Origin of the sequence: Streptomyces europaeiscabiei (genome assembly GCF_036346855.1) — a bacterium.
Lineage (GTDB): Bacteria > Actinomycetota > Actinomycetes > Streptomycetales > Streptomycetaceae > Streptomyces > Streptomyces europaeiscabiei.
The window spans coordinates 1,663,102-1,680,555 of sequence record NZ_CP107841.1; the positions used below are offsets into that span (position 1 = coordinate 1,663,102).

General features: G+C 70.7%; 14 protein-coding genes. 8 read left to right on the forward strand and 6 right to left on the reverse strand.

What is annotated here, in order from left to right:
* Positions 1-100 precede the first annotated feature (100 nt).
* A complete protein-coding gene (locus tag OG858_RS06975; RefSeq protein WP_319067463.1) occupies positions 101-1,327 on the reverse strand; it encodes a trans-sulfuration enzyme family protein in 1,227 nt (408 codons plus the stop codon).
* A 60-nt stretch (positions 1,328-1,387) separates the two neighbouring features.
* Here OG858_RS06975 and OG858_RS06980 point away from each other — a divergent pair, with 60 nt between their 5' ends.
* Together OG858_RS06980 and OG858_RS06985 are read left to right on the forward strand one after the other, a co-directional pair.
* On the forward strand, positions 1,388-1,879 hold the full coding sequence (locus OG858_RS06980; RefSeq protein ID WP_086749794.1) for an Lrp/AsnC family transcriptional regulator: 492 nt from the start codon (positions 1,388-1,390) through the stop codon (positions 1,877-1,879).
* Positions 1,880-2,004: 125 nt separating this feature from the next.
* Positions 2,005-3,696, forward strand: a complete 1,692-nt coding sequence (locus OG858_RS06985; protein ID WP_086749795.1) for a DUF885 domain-containing protein — start codon at positions 2,005-2,007, stop codon at positions 3,694-3,696.
* Between the two features lie 289 nt (positions 3,697-3,985).
* Here OG858_RS06985 and OG858_RS06990 read toward each other — a convergent pair whose 3' ends face one another.
* Both OG858_RS06990 and OG858_RS06995 read right to left on the reverse strand, forming a co-directional pair.
* Entirely contained in the window at positions 3,986-4,513 is a 528-nt protein-coding gene (locus OG858_RS06990) for an immunity 21 family protein (RefSeq protein ID WP_086749796.1), read from the reverse strand.
* A gap of 87 nt (positions 4,514-4,600) precedes the next feature.
* Positions 4,601-5,083, reverse strand: coding sequence for a rhodanese-like domain-containing protein (locus OG858_RS06995; protein WP_319067460.1), 483 nt, complete (start codon positions 5,081-5,083; stop codon positions 4,601-4,603).
* A gap of 131 nt (positions 5,084-5,214) precedes the next feature.
* On the opposite strand from OG858_RS06995, the gene OG858_RS07000 reads away from it, so the two are divergent.
* Positions 5,215-5,670, forward strand: coding sequence for an Lrp/AsnC family transcriptional regulator (locus OG858_RS07000; protein ID WP_327723485.1), 456 nt, complete (start codon positions 5,215-5,217; stop codon positions 5,668-5,670).
* Positions 5,671-5,721: 51 nt separating this feature from the next.
* On the opposite strand, the gene OG858_RS07005 is transcribed toward OG858_RS07000, so the two are convergent.
* Both OG858_RS07005 and OG858_RS07010 read right to left on the reverse strand, forming a co-directional pair.
* Complete coding sequence (locus OG858_RS07005; protein ID WP_328545036.1) at positions 5,722-8,712, reverse strand: SMC family ATPase; 2,991 nt, start codon at positions 8,710-8,712, stop codon at positions 5,722-5,724.
* Positions 8,713-8,755: 43 nt separating this feature from the next.
* Positions 8,756-9,919, reverse strand: a complete 1,164-nt coding sequence (locus tag OG858_RS07010; RefSeq protein ID WP_327723487.1) for an exonuclease SbcCD subunit D — start codon at positions 9,917-9,919, stop codon at positions 8,756-8,758.
* A 346-nt stretch (positions 9,920-10,265) separates the two neighbouring features.
* On the opposite strand from OG858_RS07010, the gene OG858_RS07015 reads away from it, so the two are divergent.
* Positions 10,266-11,300 carry an ISL3 family transposase gene (locus OG858_RS07015; protein ID WP_330346586.1) on the forward strand — a complete coding sequence of 345 codons (1,035 nt, stop codon included), beginning with the start codon at positions 10,266-10,268 and terminating at the stop codon, positions 11,298-11,300.
* A gap of 21 nt (positions 11,301-11,321) precedes the next feature.
* On the forward strand, positions 11,322-11,840 hold the full coding sequence (locus OG858_RS07020; protein ID WP_327723489.1) for a transposase: 519 nt from the start codon (positions 11,322-11,324) through the stop codon (positions 11,838-11,840).
* Between the two features lie 7 nt (positions 11,841-11,847).
* Here OG858_RS07020 and OG858_RS07025 read toward each other — a convergent pair whose 3' ends face one another.
* Entirely contained in the window at positions 11,848-12,600 is a 753-nt protein-coding gene (locus OG858_RS07025) for a TniQ family protein (RefSeq protein WP_327723490.1), read from the reverse strand.
* A 49-nt stretch (positions 12,601-12,649) separates the two neighbouring features.
* On the opposite strand from OG858_RS07025, the gene OG858_RS07030 reads away from it, so the two are divergent.
* The 3 genes from OG858_RS07030 (at position 12,650) to OG858_RS07040 (ending at position 16,806) form a co-directional block, all read left to right on the forward strand.
* Positions 12,650-12,904, forward strand: a complete 255-nt coding sequence (locus OG858_RS07030) for a helix-turn-helix domain-containing protein (RefSeq protein ID WP_327723491.1) — start codon at positions 12,650-12,652, stop codon at positions 12,902-12,904.
* A 116-nt stretch (positions 12,905-13,020) separates the two neighbouring features.
* Positions 13,021-13,158 carry a hypothetical protein gene (locus OG858_RS07035; RefSeq protein ID WP_327723492.1) on the forward strand — a complete coding sequence of 46 codons (138 nt, stop codon included), beginning with the start codon at positions 13,021-13,023 and terminating at the stop codon, positions 13,156-13,158.
* A gap of 591 nt (positions 13,159-13,749) precedes the next feature.
* On the forward strand, positions 13,750-16,806 hold the full coding sequence (locus tag OG858_RS07040; RefSeq protein WP_327723494.1) for a tetratricopeptide repeat protein: 3,057 nt from the start codon (positions 13,750-13,752) through the stop codon (positions 16,804-16,806).
* Positions 16,807-17,454 lie beyond the last annotated feature (648 nt).

A 17,454-nucleotide genomic window follows, 5' to 3' on the forward strand; every position in this document is an offset into this window, starting at 1 on the left:
CGGGGCGGTGGTCACACAGCCCCGCACGCCCGAGCAACTCGGATCAGCCCCGGTGACCGGACCGGCATGAAACCCTGGTGACCTGGATCAGCCCGAGTGCTCAGGCCCGCCTCGTGGACAGCACGGCCCTCTCGTCAGCGGTCCGCTTCCCCATCGCCACCTCGGCCCCCATCCCCAACGCCCCGTCCAGATCCGCCCACAGGTCCTCCAAGTCCTCCAGCCCCACCGACATCCGCAGCAGCCGGTCGCTCACACCGGCGCCCCGGCGGTCCTCCTCCTCCACGATGCGGTGGCTGATCGAGGCCGGGTGCTGAATGAGGGTGTCGACGCTGCCGAGGCTGACGGCCGGGGTGATCAGTCGGACGGCGGCGATGACCTCGTGCGGGTCGCCGTGGACCTCGAAGGCGATCATGGCACCGCCGATGCGCGGGTAGTGGACGCGGGCGACGCGCGGGTCGGCGGCGAGGCGGCGGACGATTTCCGCGGCGGTCGTGGAGGCCGCGCGGACGCGTACCGGGAGGGTCGACAGGCCGCGCAGCAGAAGGTAGCCGGCGAGGGGGTGGAGGACGCCGCCGGTGGCGAAGCGGACCTGGCGCAGCCGCCCGGCGAACTCCTCGTCGCAGGCCACGACGCCGGCCATCACGTCACCATGGCCGCCGAGGTACTTGGTGGCGCTGTGCAGGACGAGCCGGGCGCCCTGCTCGACCGGGCGTTGCAGGACGGGCGTGGCGAAGGTGTTGTCCGCGAGCAGCGGGACCGAGCCGCAGGCGTGGGCGAGGGCCCGCAGGTCGAGTTCGGCGAGGGTCGGGTTGGCCGGGGACTCGACCAGGACCAGGCCCGTGTCGGGGCGCAGCGCGTCCGCGACGCCGGCCGGGTCGACCCAGGTGACCTCGGTGCCGAGCAGCCCGGCGGTGAGGAGATGGTCGCTGCAGCCGTACAGGGGTCGTACCGCGACGACGTGGCGCAGGCCCATCGAGGCGCGGACCAGGAGCACGGCGGTCAGTGCGGCCATCCCGCTGGCGAAGGCGACCGCGCTCTCGGTGCCTTCGAGGCGGGCGAGGGCGGTCTCGAAGCGGGCGACGGTCGGGTTGCCGAGCCGTCCGTAGATCGGCGGGCCCTCCGGCTCGGCGCCGTCCGTGGCGAAGGCGTCGATGCGGGCGGCCTCGCCGCGGCTGTCGTACGAGGGGTAGGTGGTCGACAGGTCGATCGGCGGGGCGTGCAGGCCCAGGCGCGCGAGGTCGTCGCGGCCGGCGTGCACGGCCTCGGTGGCCAGTGCTCTCGGCGTGGTGCGTGCGTGGTCGTACGCGTGCGTGCTCGCTGAGTTCATGGAGATCAGAGTGAACATCGGCCGGGCCCTGGAGATCGGGCGCCGTGTTACGTTCGAACAATGGCCGAATCCGTCGTACTAGATCCGGTGGATCTCCACCTCCTGCGGCTGTTGCAGAACGACGCCCGGACGACGTACCGGGATCTCGCCGCGCAGGTAGGGGTCGCGCCGTCGACCTGCCTGGACCGGGTGACGCGGCTGCGCCGCGCGGGCGTGATCCTCGGTCATCAACTGCGGCTGGATCCGGCCAAGCTGGGGCGCGGCCTGGAGGCGCTGTTGTCGGTGCAGGTCAGGCCGCATCGGCGGGAGTTGGTGGGGCCGTTCGTGGAGCGGATCCGGGCGCTGCCGGAGTCGCGGACCGTCTACCACCTCACCGGGCCGGACGACTATCTGGTGCATGTCGCGGTCGCGGACATGGCGGATCTGCAGCGGCTGGTCATCGACGAGTTCACGTCGCGGCGCGAGGTGGCGCGGGTGGAGACCCGGTTGATCTTCCAGCAGTGGGAGTGCGGCCCACTGCTCCCGCCGGACGTCGAACGGTCCACGCCCTGAGTCTCCGTGCTGCGCCGGCGACCTCCCGAAGGTGGATCACGCCGTGAGCGGAATCCGGCCGACGTAAGGCTCAAATGCCCGTTAAGCAGCTGACGCCGCCTCCGCGCCGTACCAAGATTGTCGGCATGTCTGACACGAAGAGTCCCCTGCCCCGTGCGGTCGCCGACGCCTATGTCGACGATCTCGTCGCCCTCGACCCCGTGACCGGCACGTACCTGGGTGTGAAGGAGAGTTCCAGCAGGTTGCCGGACACCTCGCCGGCGGGCCAGGAGGCCCGTGCGGAGCTGATTCGCGCGACGCTCGCGCGGCTCGACGAGGCGGAACAGCAGCCGGGCGCGGACAGTGACGCCGAGCGCCGGTGCGCACGCCTGCTGCGCGAGCGGCTGACGGCGGAGCTGGCCGTGCACGAGGCCGACGAGGGTCTGCGCGCGGTCGGCAACATGGTCACGCCGCCGCACGAGGTGCGCGAGATCTTCACGATCACGCCGGCCGAGACCGAGGAGGACTGGGCGGCGATCGCGGAGCGGCTGCGCGCGGTGCCGACGGCGTACGCCGGTTACCGCGAGTCCCTCGCGCTCGGCCTGGAGCGCAAGCTGTACGCGGGCCCGCGCCCGACCGCGACCTTCGTCGACCAGCTCACCGAGTGGGCGGACACGGACGGTTCGGGGCGTGGCTGGTTCGAGGACTTCGCCGCCGCGGGCCCCGACTCGCTGCGCGCCGAACTCGACGAGGCCGCCCGGGCCGCGACCCTGGCCGTGGTTGAGCTGCGCGACTGGATGCGGGACGTGTACGCCCCGGCCGTCGAGGACGCGTCGAACACGGTCGGCCGGGAGCGCTACGGCAGGCTGGTCCGCTACTTCACGGGTTCGGACCTGGACCTCGACGAGGCGTACGCGTACGGCTGGGCCGAGTTCCACCGGCTGCTCGGCGAGATGAGGAAGGAGGCCGCGAAGATCCTGCCCGGCGCCGAAACACCGTGGGTGGCGCTCGCGCACCTGGACGAGCACGGCCGGCACATCGAGGGCGTCGACGAGGTCCGCGACTGGCTGCAGTCCCTGATGGACGAGGCGATCGAGGCGCTGGACGGCACACACTTCGACCTCGCCGAGCCGGTCCGCAAGGTCGAGTCGTGCATCGCCCCGCCCGGCGGTGCGGCGGCCCCGTACTACTCGGCCCCGACCGAGGACTTCTCCCGTCCGGGCCGCACCTGGCTGCCGACGATGGGCGCGACCCGTTTCCCGGTGTACGACCTGGTCTCGACCTGGTACCACGAGGGCGTCCCCGGCCACCACCTCCAGCTGGCGCAGTGGGTGTACGTCAAGGACGACCTGTCTCGCTACCAGGCCACCATCGGCGGGGTGAGCGCCAACGCCGAGGGCTGGGCGCTGTACGCGGAGCGGCTGATGGACGAGCTGGGCTTCCTCAAGGACGCGGAGGAGCGCCTCGGCTACCTGGACGCGCAGATGATGCGTGCGGCCCGGGTCATCGTCGACATCGGCATGCATCTGGAGCTGGAGATCCCGGCGGACTCCCCCTTCCACCCGGGCGAGCGCTGGACCGTCGAGCTGGCCCAGGAGTTCTTCGGCGCCCACAGCAGCCGCCCCGCGGACTTCGTGGAGAGCGAGCTGACGCGTTATCTGACGATGCCGGGTCAGGCCATCGGCTACAAGCTCGGCGAACGCGCCTGGCTCCTCGGCCGTGAGAACGCGAAGCGGCGCCACGGCGACGCCTTCGACGCCAAGGCCTGGCACATGGCCGCGCTCTCCCAGGGGTCCCTGGGCCTGGACGACCTGGTGGACGAGCTGTCCCAGCTGTGATCCGGGCCGGCCGGGCCCACCGCGCCCCGCGGTCGGGCCCGGCCGCCGCACCGGTTCGGTCCGTCCCTGTTCGGTCCGTCCCCGTCCAGCCCGCGCCTGTCCAGCCCGCGCCTGTTCGGCCGGTCCCGAAATCGGCCGGTCCCGAAATCGGCCGGTCCCGAAATCGGCCGGTCCCGAAATCGGCCGGTCCCGAAATCGGCCGGTCCCGAAATCGGCCGGTCCTGAAATCGGCCGGTCCCGAAATCGGCCGGTCCTGAAATCGGCCGGTCCCGAATCGGTCACCTCAAGTTCAGTCCGTCAGAGATCGCACCTGGACGAGGCCGAGCCATGTCTCCGGCCCCGTCACGACACGGGCCGCGCGCACCCCGTAGTGGCCGGGGGCCAACTCCACCCGCACATGATCCGTGTCCCGGAAGGCGTCCCCCGGCCAGGCGGCGTCGAACAGGACGACCGGACCCGGCACCCGCCACCGCATCTCCGGCTCCCAGGCGGCCGCGTCGAGCGCCGCCGGAACGTCCGCGAGGAGTTCGGCCTCGGAGTCGGCCGCGTACCAGCGTACGAAGGTGCCGTGCTCGGGCAGATACGCGGTGGAGGCGGGTTCGTGGCCGAGGACCAGGGCGCGGGTGTCGCCGACCGGCAGCAGGCCGACGTATCCGTCGATGTCACAGGCCCGGTCGTAGTCGGACGACGTCTCGTCGCCGTCGGCGCCCGCCCAGAACGGCAGCACCGCTTCCGGCAGCGCTATGAGCGGTCCGCCGCTCGACTCCACCCACCGCACCACATCGGGAACCACCGCAGTCTCCGCGTATCCAGCCATGCCCAGAAGCTACACGGCGCCCGCGCGAGCGAACTCGTCACCCCTGCACACTTCTTGACAACATGTCAGCAAGCGCGGTCGGCGCCGTCAGCAACCGCAGTCGTCGGCGTCCACCGGCGCGGTCAGCGGGTCCGCCCCGCGTCGTGCCGCGCCCTCCCAGGTCTCGTACGCGAAGCCCTCGCGCGCCCAGTACTCGAAGCCGCCGAGCATCTCCTTGACCCGGAAGCCGAGTTCGGCGAGGGCGAGGGCAGCGCGGGTGGCGCCGTTGCAGCCGGGGCCCCAGCAGTAGGTGACGACCGGCACGGACCTGTCGAGGAGCTGCTCGGCCTGCTCGGGGATGAGGGCGGTGGGCAGGTGGACCGCGCCCGGGATGTGGCCCTGGTCCCAGGACTCGGTGGAGCGGGAGTCGATGACCACGAAGCCGGGGTCGCCGTCGGCGGCGAGGGCGGCGGCCACGTCGGACACGTCGGCGTGGAAGACGAGGCCGGCGCGGAAGTACGCGGCGGCCTCGGCGGGGGCCGCCGGGGCGACCCGCAGGACGGGGTTGACGGCGGACGTGGTGACACTCATGAGCTGGCCTTTCCCTCGCGGAACTCCTTGTTTCCCTGACCAGAAATCTACGGCGGCGCCCCTTCTTCCAGAAGGGGCGTTCCACGGTCCACACCTTGATCGGCCGGGGATTCCCCTGCTATTCATCGGACATGACCGCGAATTCCCCGTACATGCCCGACGACACCGACTGGCGCATCCTGGAGGTCCTCCAGCGCGAGGGCCGGGCCAGTTTCGCCGAGCTGGCCCGCGCCGTGTCGATGTCGGCGAGCGCCGTGACCGAACGGGTGGGGCGGCTGGAGGAGGCCGGCGTGATCCAGGGGTACGCAGCCGTCGTGGACCCGGAACGGCTGGGCCTGCCGATCCTCGCGTTCGTCCGCCTGCGCTACCCCAACGGGAACTACAAGCCGTTCCACGACCTGGTGGCCGTCACGCCCGAGATCCTGGAGGCGCATCACGTCACGGGCGACGACTGCTTCGTGATCAAGGTCGCCGCCCGTTCGATGCGTCATCTGGAGGAGGTGTCGGGCAAGATCGGCACGCTGGGGTCGGTCACGACGAGCGTCGTCTACTCCTCACCGCTCCCCCGACGGCCCCTCGGTCACTGACCCTCACCGACCCTCGCTGACCTCACAGCCCCTCGCAGACATCAGTGACCGTCACCGGCCTCGCTGCCGTACGACAGACCCGGTCCGCTCCTTCACGACCTCCAGCTGCGCGTGGACGCGCCGCCGCAGATCGGCGACGTGACTGACGATGCCGACGCTGCGGTCGCGTTCCCGGAGCGCGTCGAGGACGTCGAGGACCTCGTCGAGGGTCTGGTCGTCGAGGCTGCCGAACCCCTCGTCGATGAAGAGGGTGTCGAGACGTACCCCGCCCGCCTCGTCGGTGACGACGTCGGCGAGGCCCAGGGCGAGCGCGAGGGAGGCGAAGAACGTCTCGCCGCCGGAGAGCGTGGCCGTGTCCCGCTCCCGACCGGTCCAGGCGTCGACGACGTGCAGCCCGAGCCCGCTGCGGCCACGCCCGGCCCGGTCGTCGGAGTGGACGAGGGTGTAGCGGCCGGAGGACATGCGCTGGAGCCGTACGGTCGCGGCGGCGGCCACCTGTTCCAGGCGGGCGGCGAGGACGTACGCCTCCAGACGCATCTTGCGCTCGTTGTCGGCGGACGTGCCGGCCGCGAGCCCCGCCATCCGGGCGACCCGGTCGTACTCCTCCCGCAGCGGTGCCAGCCGGCGTACGGAGGCGCCGGCCCGCGCGGACAGCCGGTCCAGTTCGGCGCTGCGCCGCTCGGCGGCGTCCCACGCGGAGACGGCGTCCTGGAGTCGCCGGGCGGCGGCCGTGGCGTCCCGCTCGGCGGTCACGAGGTCGGCGGGCGGCTGCTGGGCGGCGGCCGCCGTCCCGGCCTCGGCGAGCACGGCCCGTACGGCGGCCTCCTCCGACTGCCGGGCGTCGAGGCGGCGTTGCAGGTCCCGGTGGGCCGCGTCGTCGAGGACGGCGGCGGCAGCGGCCTGCGGGGTGTCGAACCCGGCGCGGAACGCCGCGTCGGCGAGGCGCGCGTCGGCGTCCTTGAGGCGCTGCGCGGTGTCGTCGGCCGCCCGCACGGCCTCGGCGGTCTCGGTGAGGAGCCCGGCCAGCCGCTCCAACTGCGCGGCCCGCGCGGCCACGCTCCCGGCGTCACCCCGGGCCTGGGCCAACTCCCCTTCCAGGGATGCTCGTTCCCGCTCCAGCGCATCCCGCCGGGCGTTGCGGGACCCGGCCCGCACCGCCGCCTCCTGCTGCGCGGCGATCCGCCGGTCGCGCTCCCGTTCGGCGTGCAGCAGGGCTTCCTGCGCGGGATGCAGTCCGGAGGCGCCGGCCCGCGCCTGTGCGTACCGCTCCTGCATCTCCGCGACCAGCGCGGCGAGTTGCTCCGTCGGCGCGTCACCGGCCTCGGCGCTCGCGGCGGCGTACGCCTGCCGTACGACTCCCAGTCGCCGTTCCGCCTCGGCACGCTCCTCGTCGGCCCGCTGGTACACGGCGAGCGCCCGCTCCTCCGTCTCACGGTCCACGTGCCCGGCGATCTTCCGGGCCGGCTCGGGGTGTTCCGTACCACCGCAGACGGCGCACGGTCGCCCTTCGACGAGTTCGGCGGCCAGCTCCGCCGCGATGCCCGACAGTCGCTGTTCCTTGAGGTCCAGCCAGTGGGCGCGCGCCTCGACCGCCCGCTCGGCGAGCCGGAGCACCCGTGCCTGGGCGTCCTCCGTGTCGCGCCCGAGCTGGTCCCGCTGCCGGGCGGCCCCGAGCCGCTTCTCGGCGGGATCCCGCTGCACGGCGAGCTGTTCGGCGCGGGTGGCGTCCTCCTGTGCGGACTCGATGCGGGACCGCAGCTCCGCCCGGGTCGCCTCCCATTCGACCAGCCAGCCCTCGGCGTCCTGGAGGACGTCCTCGTCGGCCCGCTCCTCGCCGTCCAGCTCCGTACGCTCGACGACCAGTTCGGCCAGCCGCTGTTCCGCCCGCCGGGCCGACTCCAGCCCACCCAGCTCCTCGGCGGCCTTGCGGGCGGCGGTCGCGAGCCCGGCGGCACCGGCGTCGGCGTACGTCCGCGGCAGGGCGACGCGCGCGCGTGACTGGGCCGCGCTCGCGCCCCGGTGCTCGCGCTCGGCCTCGTCCCGCAGTTCCAGCGCGGGAGCCACGGCCTCCGCCTTGCGGGCCCGCTCCATGCGCGCCCGGTCCTCCCGGTGGCTCTCTGCCCGCTCCTCCAGCAGCGCGGCACGCTCCCGCGCCTCCGCGAACCGCCGTTGCAGCCGCGCCACTTCGCGCACGTCGTCCAGGGTTCGGTCGGCGGCGGCCCGCGCCGACTCGGCCGCCGCCCGCGCGCTGTGGGCGATGGCGAGCCGTTCGCGGGCGGTGCTGCGGGCGACCGCGGCCCAGCCCAGGACGGCGCCGGCGAGCCCCGGGTCACCGGGCGTCGGCTCGGGCAGTTCCGGGACGTCCCCCGCCGCCTGCTGCATCCGGTGGGCGTCGGCGAGCAGTACCGCGTCGCCCTCGCGCACCTGCGCCTCGGTCGCCCGGCGCCGGTCGGCGAGCCGCTTCTCGACGGCGGCGAAGTGGTGGGTGTCGAAGAGGCGGCCGAGCAGCCTGCCCCGTGCCTCGGCGTCGGCGCGCAGGAAGCGCGCGAAGTCGCCCTGCGGCAACAGCACGACCTGGCAGAACTGCTCCCGGCTCATCCCCAGGGCCTGGGTGATCTCCTCGCCTATCTCCTGGTGGGAGCGGCTGAGGTCCTTCCAGGAGCCGGCGACCGCGTCGTACTCGCGCAGCGAGCTCTGCGCCTTCTCGACCGTGGTGCCCGCCCCACGTTTCTTGGGCCGCTCCCAGGGTGGCTGCCGGGTGATCTCCAGCCGGCGTCCGGCGACGGTGAGTTCGAGGCGGACCTCGGTGCGCGTCGAGGGTGCCGCGTGGTCGCTGCGCAGGGTCATGCCCTGGCCGCTCTGCCGGGCGCCCGGCACCGAGCCGTACAGCGCGTAGCAGACGGCGTCCAGGACCGAGGTCTTGCCGGCGCCGGTCGGGCCGTGCAGCAGGAAGAGCCCGGCGGCCGAGAGGTCGTCGAAGTCGACGGACTGCGCGCCGCCGAAGGGCCCGAAGGCCGTGATGTCGAGCCGGTGCAGTCTCATCGGGCCCCTCCCGCTGCGGGCAGGCGCGGCCGGTGGGCAGGGGTCATCGGGCGACCTCCCGGACCGTCTCGTCGGCCCGTACGGCGTCGAACGCGTCCCTGAGCACGGTCCGTTCGTGCTCGTCGGGTCCCGTACCGCGGACATGGGCCACGAAGTCCTCGGCGATCTGCTGGTCGTCGCGTCCGGCGAGGCGCCGGGCGTAGGAGACGTCCGGGTCGCCCGGGGCGCGCTCGGGGTCGAAGACGAGGCTGAGCGTGTGCGGGAAGCGCTCGCACAGCCGGGCCATGGGTTCGGCGGGCCGGACCGGGTCGGTGAGGGTGGCCTCGACCCACGCCTCCTCGTGCCGGGCGAGCCCCGGGTCGGCGAGCAGATCGTCCATCCGCCCCCGGATCCGGGCGAGCGGGCGCGGCACGGGACAGTCGATCCGTTCGGCGTCGACCGAGCCGTCGGCGCCGAGGTCCACCAGCCACATGCTCTTGCGGTGGTCGGTCTCGGAGAAGGAGTACGGCAGCGGGGAGCCGGAGTAGCGGACGCGGTCGGTGAGGGTCTGGCTGCCGTGCAGATGGCCCAGGGCCACGTAGTCGACGCCGTCGAAGACACCGGCGGGCACGGAGGAGACCCCGCCGACGGAGATGTCCCGCTCGCTGTCGCTGGGCGCGCCGCCGGTGACGAAGGCATGGGCCAGGACGACGGAACGGGTGCCCGCCGGGCGGGTGGACAGGTCGGCCCGGACCCGGTCCATGGCCGCGGCGAGCACCGCCTCGTGGCTAGCCTTCTCCACCCCGAACTCGTCCTTCACCAGGGCGGGTTCGAGATACGGCAGCCCGTAGAAGGCGATGTCGCCGTGCGTGTCGGCCAGGACCACCGGGGTGCCGGCAGCCGAGGCCGCCGTCCGCAGATGGATGCCCGCCCGGCCGATGAGGCCCGCGCCGACGCCGAGCCGCCGCGCCGAGTCGTGGTTCCCGGAGATCATCACCGTCGGCACGTCCAGCTCCGCCAGTCGGTGCAGGGCGTCGTCGAAGAGCTCGACCGCGGCCAGCGCGGGCACCGCACGGTCGTACACGTCCCCCGCCACCACCACCGCGTCCACGTCGCGCTCCCGCACGGTCGCGACCAGATGACCGATGAACTCGGCCTGCGCGCCGAGCATGTTCACCCGGTGGAACGCCCGACCGAGATGCCAGTCGGAAGTGTGCAGTATTCTCATGAAATCGCCCTGACCTGCACGTTTGCCCCTACTGCGCCTCTAAAACCAGCACGAACCAGCACGGGGCTCGCCGTCAACGCTCGCCACGCTAACGCATGTGGCCCCCTGATCCACCACTCGCCTCAGATCACCATGGGAATTGAGAGTCCATTCCCGATGCCGCCGGTTGTCGGCGTACTCGTCGAAGTGGCTCTGGCAAGATTTTCGTAGGTGGAGATCATCTCGGGGTGAGGGTCAGCCGGTCCGCATCACGGGCAGGATCTGGCTGTGCACTGTTGAACTGTCTTGCCTGTTACCGCACTTGGCGGACGTGCTGGTGGTCTCGGTTGATGTCTCTGAACCGGTGGTGGTCCGGGCCCGGACACAGGCCCGCGCTCCAGCGCGGTGTACGGGGTGCGGGGCACCGAGTGAGTGGGTCCACAGCCGCTACGAACGCCACCTCGCTGATACGGCTCTGGGCGGCCGACCGGTCCAAATCGACTTGAGCATGCGCCGTCTGTATTGCGAGAACGCCGCCTGCCCGAAGGTAACTTTCGCCGAGCAAGTGCCAGGGCTGACCGTCCGCTACCAGCGGCGCACGCCGCTGCTGCAACAAGTGGTCCAGGCGGTCGGTGTCCTGCTGGCGGGCCGCGGAGGGGCCCGTATGCTGCGCGTCATCCACGTTGCGCTCTCCCGGTGCACGGTGCTTTCCCAGTTGATGCGTCTGCCGTTGCCACCGCCGGTCACACCCTGCGTGCTGGGCGTGGACGATTTCGCGCTCTACGGCGACACCTACGGCACCCTCCTGGTCGACGCCACCACCCGCCTTCCCCTCACCCTCTGGGAAGGCCGGGACGCCGAACAACTCGGCCGATGGCTGCGCGAGCATCCCGGCGTCCAGGTCGTCTGCCGCGACGGCTCTCTCACTTACCGGCAGGGCATCACCTCTGGTGCTCCCGACGCCCTCCAGGTCAGCGACCGCTTTCACCTCTGGCAGGGCCTGTCCCGGCAGATCCAGAAGGTCGCTTCAGCCCACCACGGCTGTCTGCCCGCCGCGCTCCCGGAACCCGCACCCGCACCCGCACCCGCACCCGCACCCGCACCCGCACCCGCACCCGCCAGCGAATCGTCAACAGCACCTCCAGCAGAAACTCCTGCGGGCCGACACGCACAGCGGCTGTTCGAGGCCGTGCACGCCCTCACTGACACAGGCCGCTCCTACAGCAGTACGTCCCGGGAACTCGGTCTGGACCGCCGCACGGTGCGCAAATACGCCCGTGCCCGCACCTGGCAGGAGGTCATGCGCCGCCCTCCCCGCCGCACCACCACCCTGGACCCCTACCGCGACTACCTGCAACAACGCTGGGACGAGGGCGAGCACAGCGCGAAGATCCTTCATTAGGAGCTTCAGACCAAGGGATACTTGGGCCACTACCAGCGGGTCAAGATGGCCGTCGCACCCCTGCGCCTCGGCCTGCCCCTGGACGCGCCGCGCGAACGGCCACCCTCCCCGCGTGAGGCCACACGCTGGATCATCACCGCTCCCGAACGGCACACTCCGCACACCACACAGCGCCTGCATCGGCTCCTTGAGCACTGCCCCGAACTCCAGCGCGCCCACCACCTGGTCCGTCAGTTCGCCGCCATGCTCGATACCCGCGACGCCACCCCGTTGGCGGACTGGCTCGACCAGCTCACCGGCAGCGGGCTGGCGCCACTCGCCGGCATGGCGAAAGCCCTGCACGAAGACCAGCCCGCGGTCATCAACGGAATCACAACCCGCTACAACTCCGGCGTCAACGAAGGCCGTATCACCGACGTGAAACTCCAGAAACGCCTCATGGCTGGACGCGCCGGCGTCCCACTCCTCCGCCACCGCGTCGTACTGATCGCCCACCTTCGCCGCCATGATGCGGACCGGCTGACCCTCACCTCGAGATGATCTCCACCTACGAAAATCTTGCCAGAGCCGCGTTCACACGTACGGCGACAACGGCCAGGACCCGCTGCTGCAGGTCCGCGAGTGCGGCGGGCACCGGCAGCGCAGGCAGCGTCTGAAGCCTTTGGTCGCACAGCCCGGCCTTGCGCCGCCGTCCCGCCGGGCGCCGGTTGTGGCACCGGGTCAGTTCGGCCACCGGGAGACGGGTGATCAGGCCCCGGGGGTGACCGACGTATCCACGGCCCACCCGCCGCCCGCACCGGCGGCACACGTCCACCAGCAGCACCCGGTGGACCGGGCAGACCGCCGCTATCCCCAGGCGCCACCACAGCTGCCACACCGGCCGCTCGGCCAGGCACTTCGGGCAGGCGCGGCTGCCGGTGAACAGAGCCCACTCCCGGTTCGCAAGGGGCGTGAGCGAGGTCTCTGCCGCCAGGTCCAGCCCATCGAAGTCGAGCGCCGTCCCGCAGTAGCGGGCCAACTGCATCGCGTGCAGGCTCGCCGGGTCCAGCCCGGTGGCCGACACGGCCCCCAGCAGACTGCGCCGCGTCAGCGTGACACCGAAGAACCGGGGCCACACCACCGAGCCCGGCCGGCACTCCAGCCCGATGGCCTGCGCGGCCTGACCCGGCGAGAGCTCCCAGTCCGCCGCCGCTCTCGTCAGCCAGGAGGCGAATGACTCACCCGGCTCGGGAACCGGCACCGTGGGCAGTCGCCGCGGCAGCCCGCTGTCCTGCACCCACCCCTCCTGGCCCCCACCCATGTTTGTAGGAGATCTCCTACAAACATGGGACTGTACTACCGTTCCGTCTGTGGTGAACAACGATTCCGATGCGGGCGTCCCGGCCCAGCGGCTGGCCTTCGGGCGACGTCTTCGGGCTCTGCGTACGCGTGCGGGAATGACCCAGACCGCGACTGCGGCCGCAGCGGGGATGGACCGGTCCTTCTACGCGGAGGTCGAGGCCTCCGTCCACAGCATCTCCGTCGACCGCATTCCCGCACTGGCCAAAGCCCTGGGTGTGACGCCCGCCGAGCTGTTCCAGGACATGGGCCCGGATCGCCAGTAAAGGCCCACGTTGATGCCGGACCCAGACACCTCGTGCATGCACCGGGTCAGCCCCGCCCTGCGCGAACTCCTCGAACGGGCCCTCGAACCGCAGGCCCTCGCCCAACTCCCTGCACCATGACCGAACCCGACCAGCGCAGAGTCCGGGCCGCGAAGGGTGAGCCGCTGTCCGCCTCAGCCGTCTCCGACTGCCACCGGGAAGAAGCCGTGCTGCGGCAGGCCACCAGGTCGGTCGCATGGGCCGTGTCACGGTAGGCCAGGACGGTCGCCGCCGGGTGGTGTGCTTCTTGCTCCAGTGGTCGGCGGCCTGTCACCGAGCTTTGGGTTGGCGGGGATCCCGCTGAACCGGCTCGTGATCGCAGAGTGGGGCTACACATGCTCTACGGAGGCGCTTGTTTATCTGTTGTCCGGAAAATCTCGCTGTGAAGATAAATAATGGCGGTATGTCGGGTCGACACGTCCGAAGGCGTGGTGATCGCGGTGGCCGCCGTCATGGCGCTCACTGTGTATCTCGTAGCAGTCGGACTAGACATGGGCGACGAACTTGTCGGCGTGGGAGGCCTGTTCCCGGCGGCCGGCGGGCTGGCGCTGTCCATCTACGGTCCGTGGACGTTTCCGCCTCGCGAACCCGAGCCGTAGGGACGCCCCGACCACCCGGAGGGGGACGGACTCCATGAGCCGGACCCGATGTCGGGGACCGGTCCATGTACATACAGGAGAACGTAGGGGAGGGGGAGTTCTGTACGCGTCCCAGGGCGGAAATAGCAGAATCGACCGAATGCATCCCTCGCGGCAGTCGTCCGCGGCACCGGAAGAGGCACACACACCGGACGACCCGGTCCGCACGTGACCTTCCCAGAGGAGTCACATGGGCGAAGTCAAGCACGCCAGGTCATCACGGTCGAGAACGGCTATGCCTACGGGACGGTCGACGCTGACCTTCACGTGTTCCACGGCCGAGGCCCGGTCTATTTGTTACTTGCGGGAGAATCATCTGTCTCCCAAAGCGGCGAGTGGCTGCTGGAGCAGCCCAGCCGCCTGCTGGACGCTCGCTTCCAGATCGTCGATTTCACCGGGCGCGACCAGGAACACCGGGAACTGACAGCCTGGCGTGAGCAACCCGATCACGGGCTGTCGGTCCGCTGGCTGTACGGTCCTGGCGGTCAGGGCAAGACACGCCTGGCTGCGGAGTTCGCCGCAGCGAGCGCGGCGGCCGGGTGGAAGGTCATCCGTGCCGTTCACGGCCCGGGAGCGGTGGAGCCCTCTCCGGGCAGCCAGGACATGCGCCTGGGAGGAGCGGTCGGGCAGCTCGTCCTGATCGACTATGCCGACCGGTGGCCTCCCTCCCACCTGGCCTGGTTGCTGAGCAACAAGCTCTTCGACCATGTGGTATCGACACGCGTCCTCATGATCGCCCGCTCGCTCCAGGCGTGGAGTGCCGTGCGTGCGAACGTTCATCACAGCGGGGCTCACACGTCCGAGCAGCGGCTGCGCCCCCTCGGGTCGAACGGTCCCCTGGACGAGCGTGAGCGCATGTTCGTCGTCGCCCGCGACTCCTTCGTCGAGCGCTACGCGGCGAAGTACACCATCCTCGATCCGTCGGCCATCCCGCCCCCATCCGTGCTGCGGGAACCCGAGTTCGGCCTCATACTGGCCATTCACATGGCGGCGCTGGTCGCGGTGGACGCGCGGGCGCGCCGGGAGACGCCGCCGTCGGTACGGAACCTGGCAGGGCTGTCGGCCTACTTGTTGGACCGCGAAGAGCGGCACTGGAACCATCTGTTCGAAAACAAAGGCCTCGACTTCACCACGGCGCCCAGCGACATGGCCCGGACAGTACTGATCGCGATCCTCACCGGAGCGGTCCCGTACGACGACGGCCATAAGCTCTTCACCCGGCTGTTCCCCCTCCGAGACCCCGACCGCATGCTCCAGGACCACCTGCGGTGCTACCCGCCGGGCAGCCCGGGCGCCGCGCTCGAACCGCTGTATCCGGACCGTCTGGCCGAGGACTTCGTGGCTTTATCACTGCCCGGACACGATGTCGCCTACCCGGAGCGGCCATGGGCCCCCAACCTCGCCAGCCGTCTCCTCACCCGTCGGGGCGACGGGACCAGCCCTCCGTACACCGCCCGGGCGATGACGGTTCTCGCAGCGGCAGCCCAACGCTGGGGTCACGTGGGTCCGGCCCTTCTCTACTCCCTGCTGCGACAGGATCCCCGGCTGGCGATCGACGCGGGCGGCCCTGTGCTGAGCGCGCTCGCCGCGATCGAGGAGGTCGACGAGGCCGTACTCGAGGCCATTGAGGCTCTGTTGCCGGCGGGACGCAGGGATGTCGATCTCGATGTCGGCATCTCCGACATCACGGACCGGCTCACCGAATACCGCCCGGCCGAGATGACCGACCTCGAAGCCCGCGGCGAGTGGTACTACACGCTCGGCTTCCGCCACTTCAACGCAGGTCGCCTTGAGCAGGCGCGGGCGGCGGTGGACAGGGCCACGGACACGTTCCTGTCGCTGTCGGATGTGGACCCCGACAGAGCCGTGGCCTGGCTGGCCCGGTGCCGGGACGTCACGGGCATCCTCCTAAGGGTCGAAGGCAGATACGCGGAGGCTATGGAAGAGGGCAAGCAGTCCGTGGCGACATGGCGCGGCCTGATGCGCGGTCACGTCACGCCCGGCCACACCTATGGGTTGGCGACCGCACTGGAGAATCTCTGCAGCGCCCTGGGGGGCCTGGGGCGGCATGACCAGTCCTTGGCCGCCATCCGCGAGGCAGTCGCGCTGCGCCGGGCCATGGCCCTCCACTTCCACGACTGCGCACCCGAGCTGGCACGTGCGGTGGACACCCTGGCCTCGCGGTTGCAGGACGCGGGGGACCTCGAGGCCGCCCTCGACGCGGGCCTTGAGGCCGTACGCCGCCACGAGAGCCTGGTGTCCCGTGACCCAGGTGCCTTCAAGGGCGGTTATGCGATCTCGCTGAACCGCTTCGGCGCACTACTCCACAAAGCGAACCGCCACGAAGAGGCACTGGCCACGCTCGGTAAGGCTGTCGAGCTATACCGAGAGCTGTACGAGGCCAACCCGGCGGCTTTTCAGGACGAGCTGGCTTCTTCTCTCAGTATGTACGTGACCTCGCTGGATAGGAGTGGGCTCAGTGAAGAAGCGCTGTCAGCGTGCAGGGAATCCGTCGATATCGCCCGTAGAGCGGCCGACTCCACCCCCACCGTCCTGAACAGCACTCTCGCCGACTGTCTACACAACCTCGGGGTCACTCTCACCACCGCCGGACACCTGGCCGAGGCCCGTGAGGCGCTCGAAGAAGCGACGGCCCTCAGCCGCCGTCTCGCGGCGCTGTATCCCATCCGCCACGAGCCGAACCTGGCGCAGACCCTGCACGCCCTCCGCAGAGTTGTCCATCTGACGGATAGCCCCGCGGAGGCGGACGCGATCGGTGCTGAAGTCACGCGGAGCAAGGAACGATGGGCCGCCCGCACTGTTTTGGCCGACGTGCTGGGGGAAACCCCGGTGGGTGCCGCGGTCTTCGGATCCCTGTCCGCCCAGAACGCTGTTCTCGCGGCTATGAGTTCCATGGTGGAGAGCGCGCGAGGGGAGGCGCAGGACGGCAGCCCGTCGGCGCGGATCGATCTGGCCCGAGCTCTCTGGATGTTCGCGCGACAGCATGCCGAAGCCAACGTAGACCTTGATCGGGCGTACGCGGCGGTCACAGAAGCCATAGACATGCTTCAGTCCCGGTGCCGGGAGCAGTCCGCCCAGGACAACACCGGGCTGCTGTTCGTCGCTGCCCACACGCTCGCCGACATTCTGAACGCCCAGGGGCGGGTGGTCGAGGCAGCCGGGCTGAGGGCAGAGCTCAAACGCCGAGCAGGCACCCCGGGTTGACCTTGCAGGTGCCCGTCCCGGCCGACATCAACGAGGTTTTCTGAAGGACCGCAGGGACGATCAAGGCGGACGTTGTTGTTGGCGCGGACAGCCGTGGGTTCAACGGCGGCAATTATCCGGGGCGGGTGGTTATGCCGATCTGTGGGCATAACCTCTGGTCGACGAGAACTCGGTGACAGCCGGCCAGGCATAATCCGAGGTCTTGGCGGTCCTCCGAAGCTTTCCCCGGTAACCTTGGCAGGCGTGGCGGGAAGCCCGTTTCACCGTCTGTGACCATGGATTTCTCGTTGAGGCGAAGCCCGCAGACCTACCGTTACCTCGGTCCTCCAGCCTGTGACCGCGGTCTGTCGCGACGCGATTATCCCGACCGGGGCAGCCTGGATATCGCCCTGAGCTGCGAGCTCGTAGCCGGGTCGGCATAGCCACTCGCCCCGGATAATTCGCGTTATCCCGGCACCGGGATAACGCGAAGCAGATCAACGGGCGCAGGCGGCGCGTCGTGGTCGACGCCCTCAGCCTGCTCCTGGGTGTGATGGTCACTACTGCGGATACTTAATCGACTCGACGGCGAGCTCGTGCTCTTCCAGCAGCTCGACGGCCGACGGCATCCGCAACCTTCCTAGTACTCCAGCAGTACTTCGTGGCTTG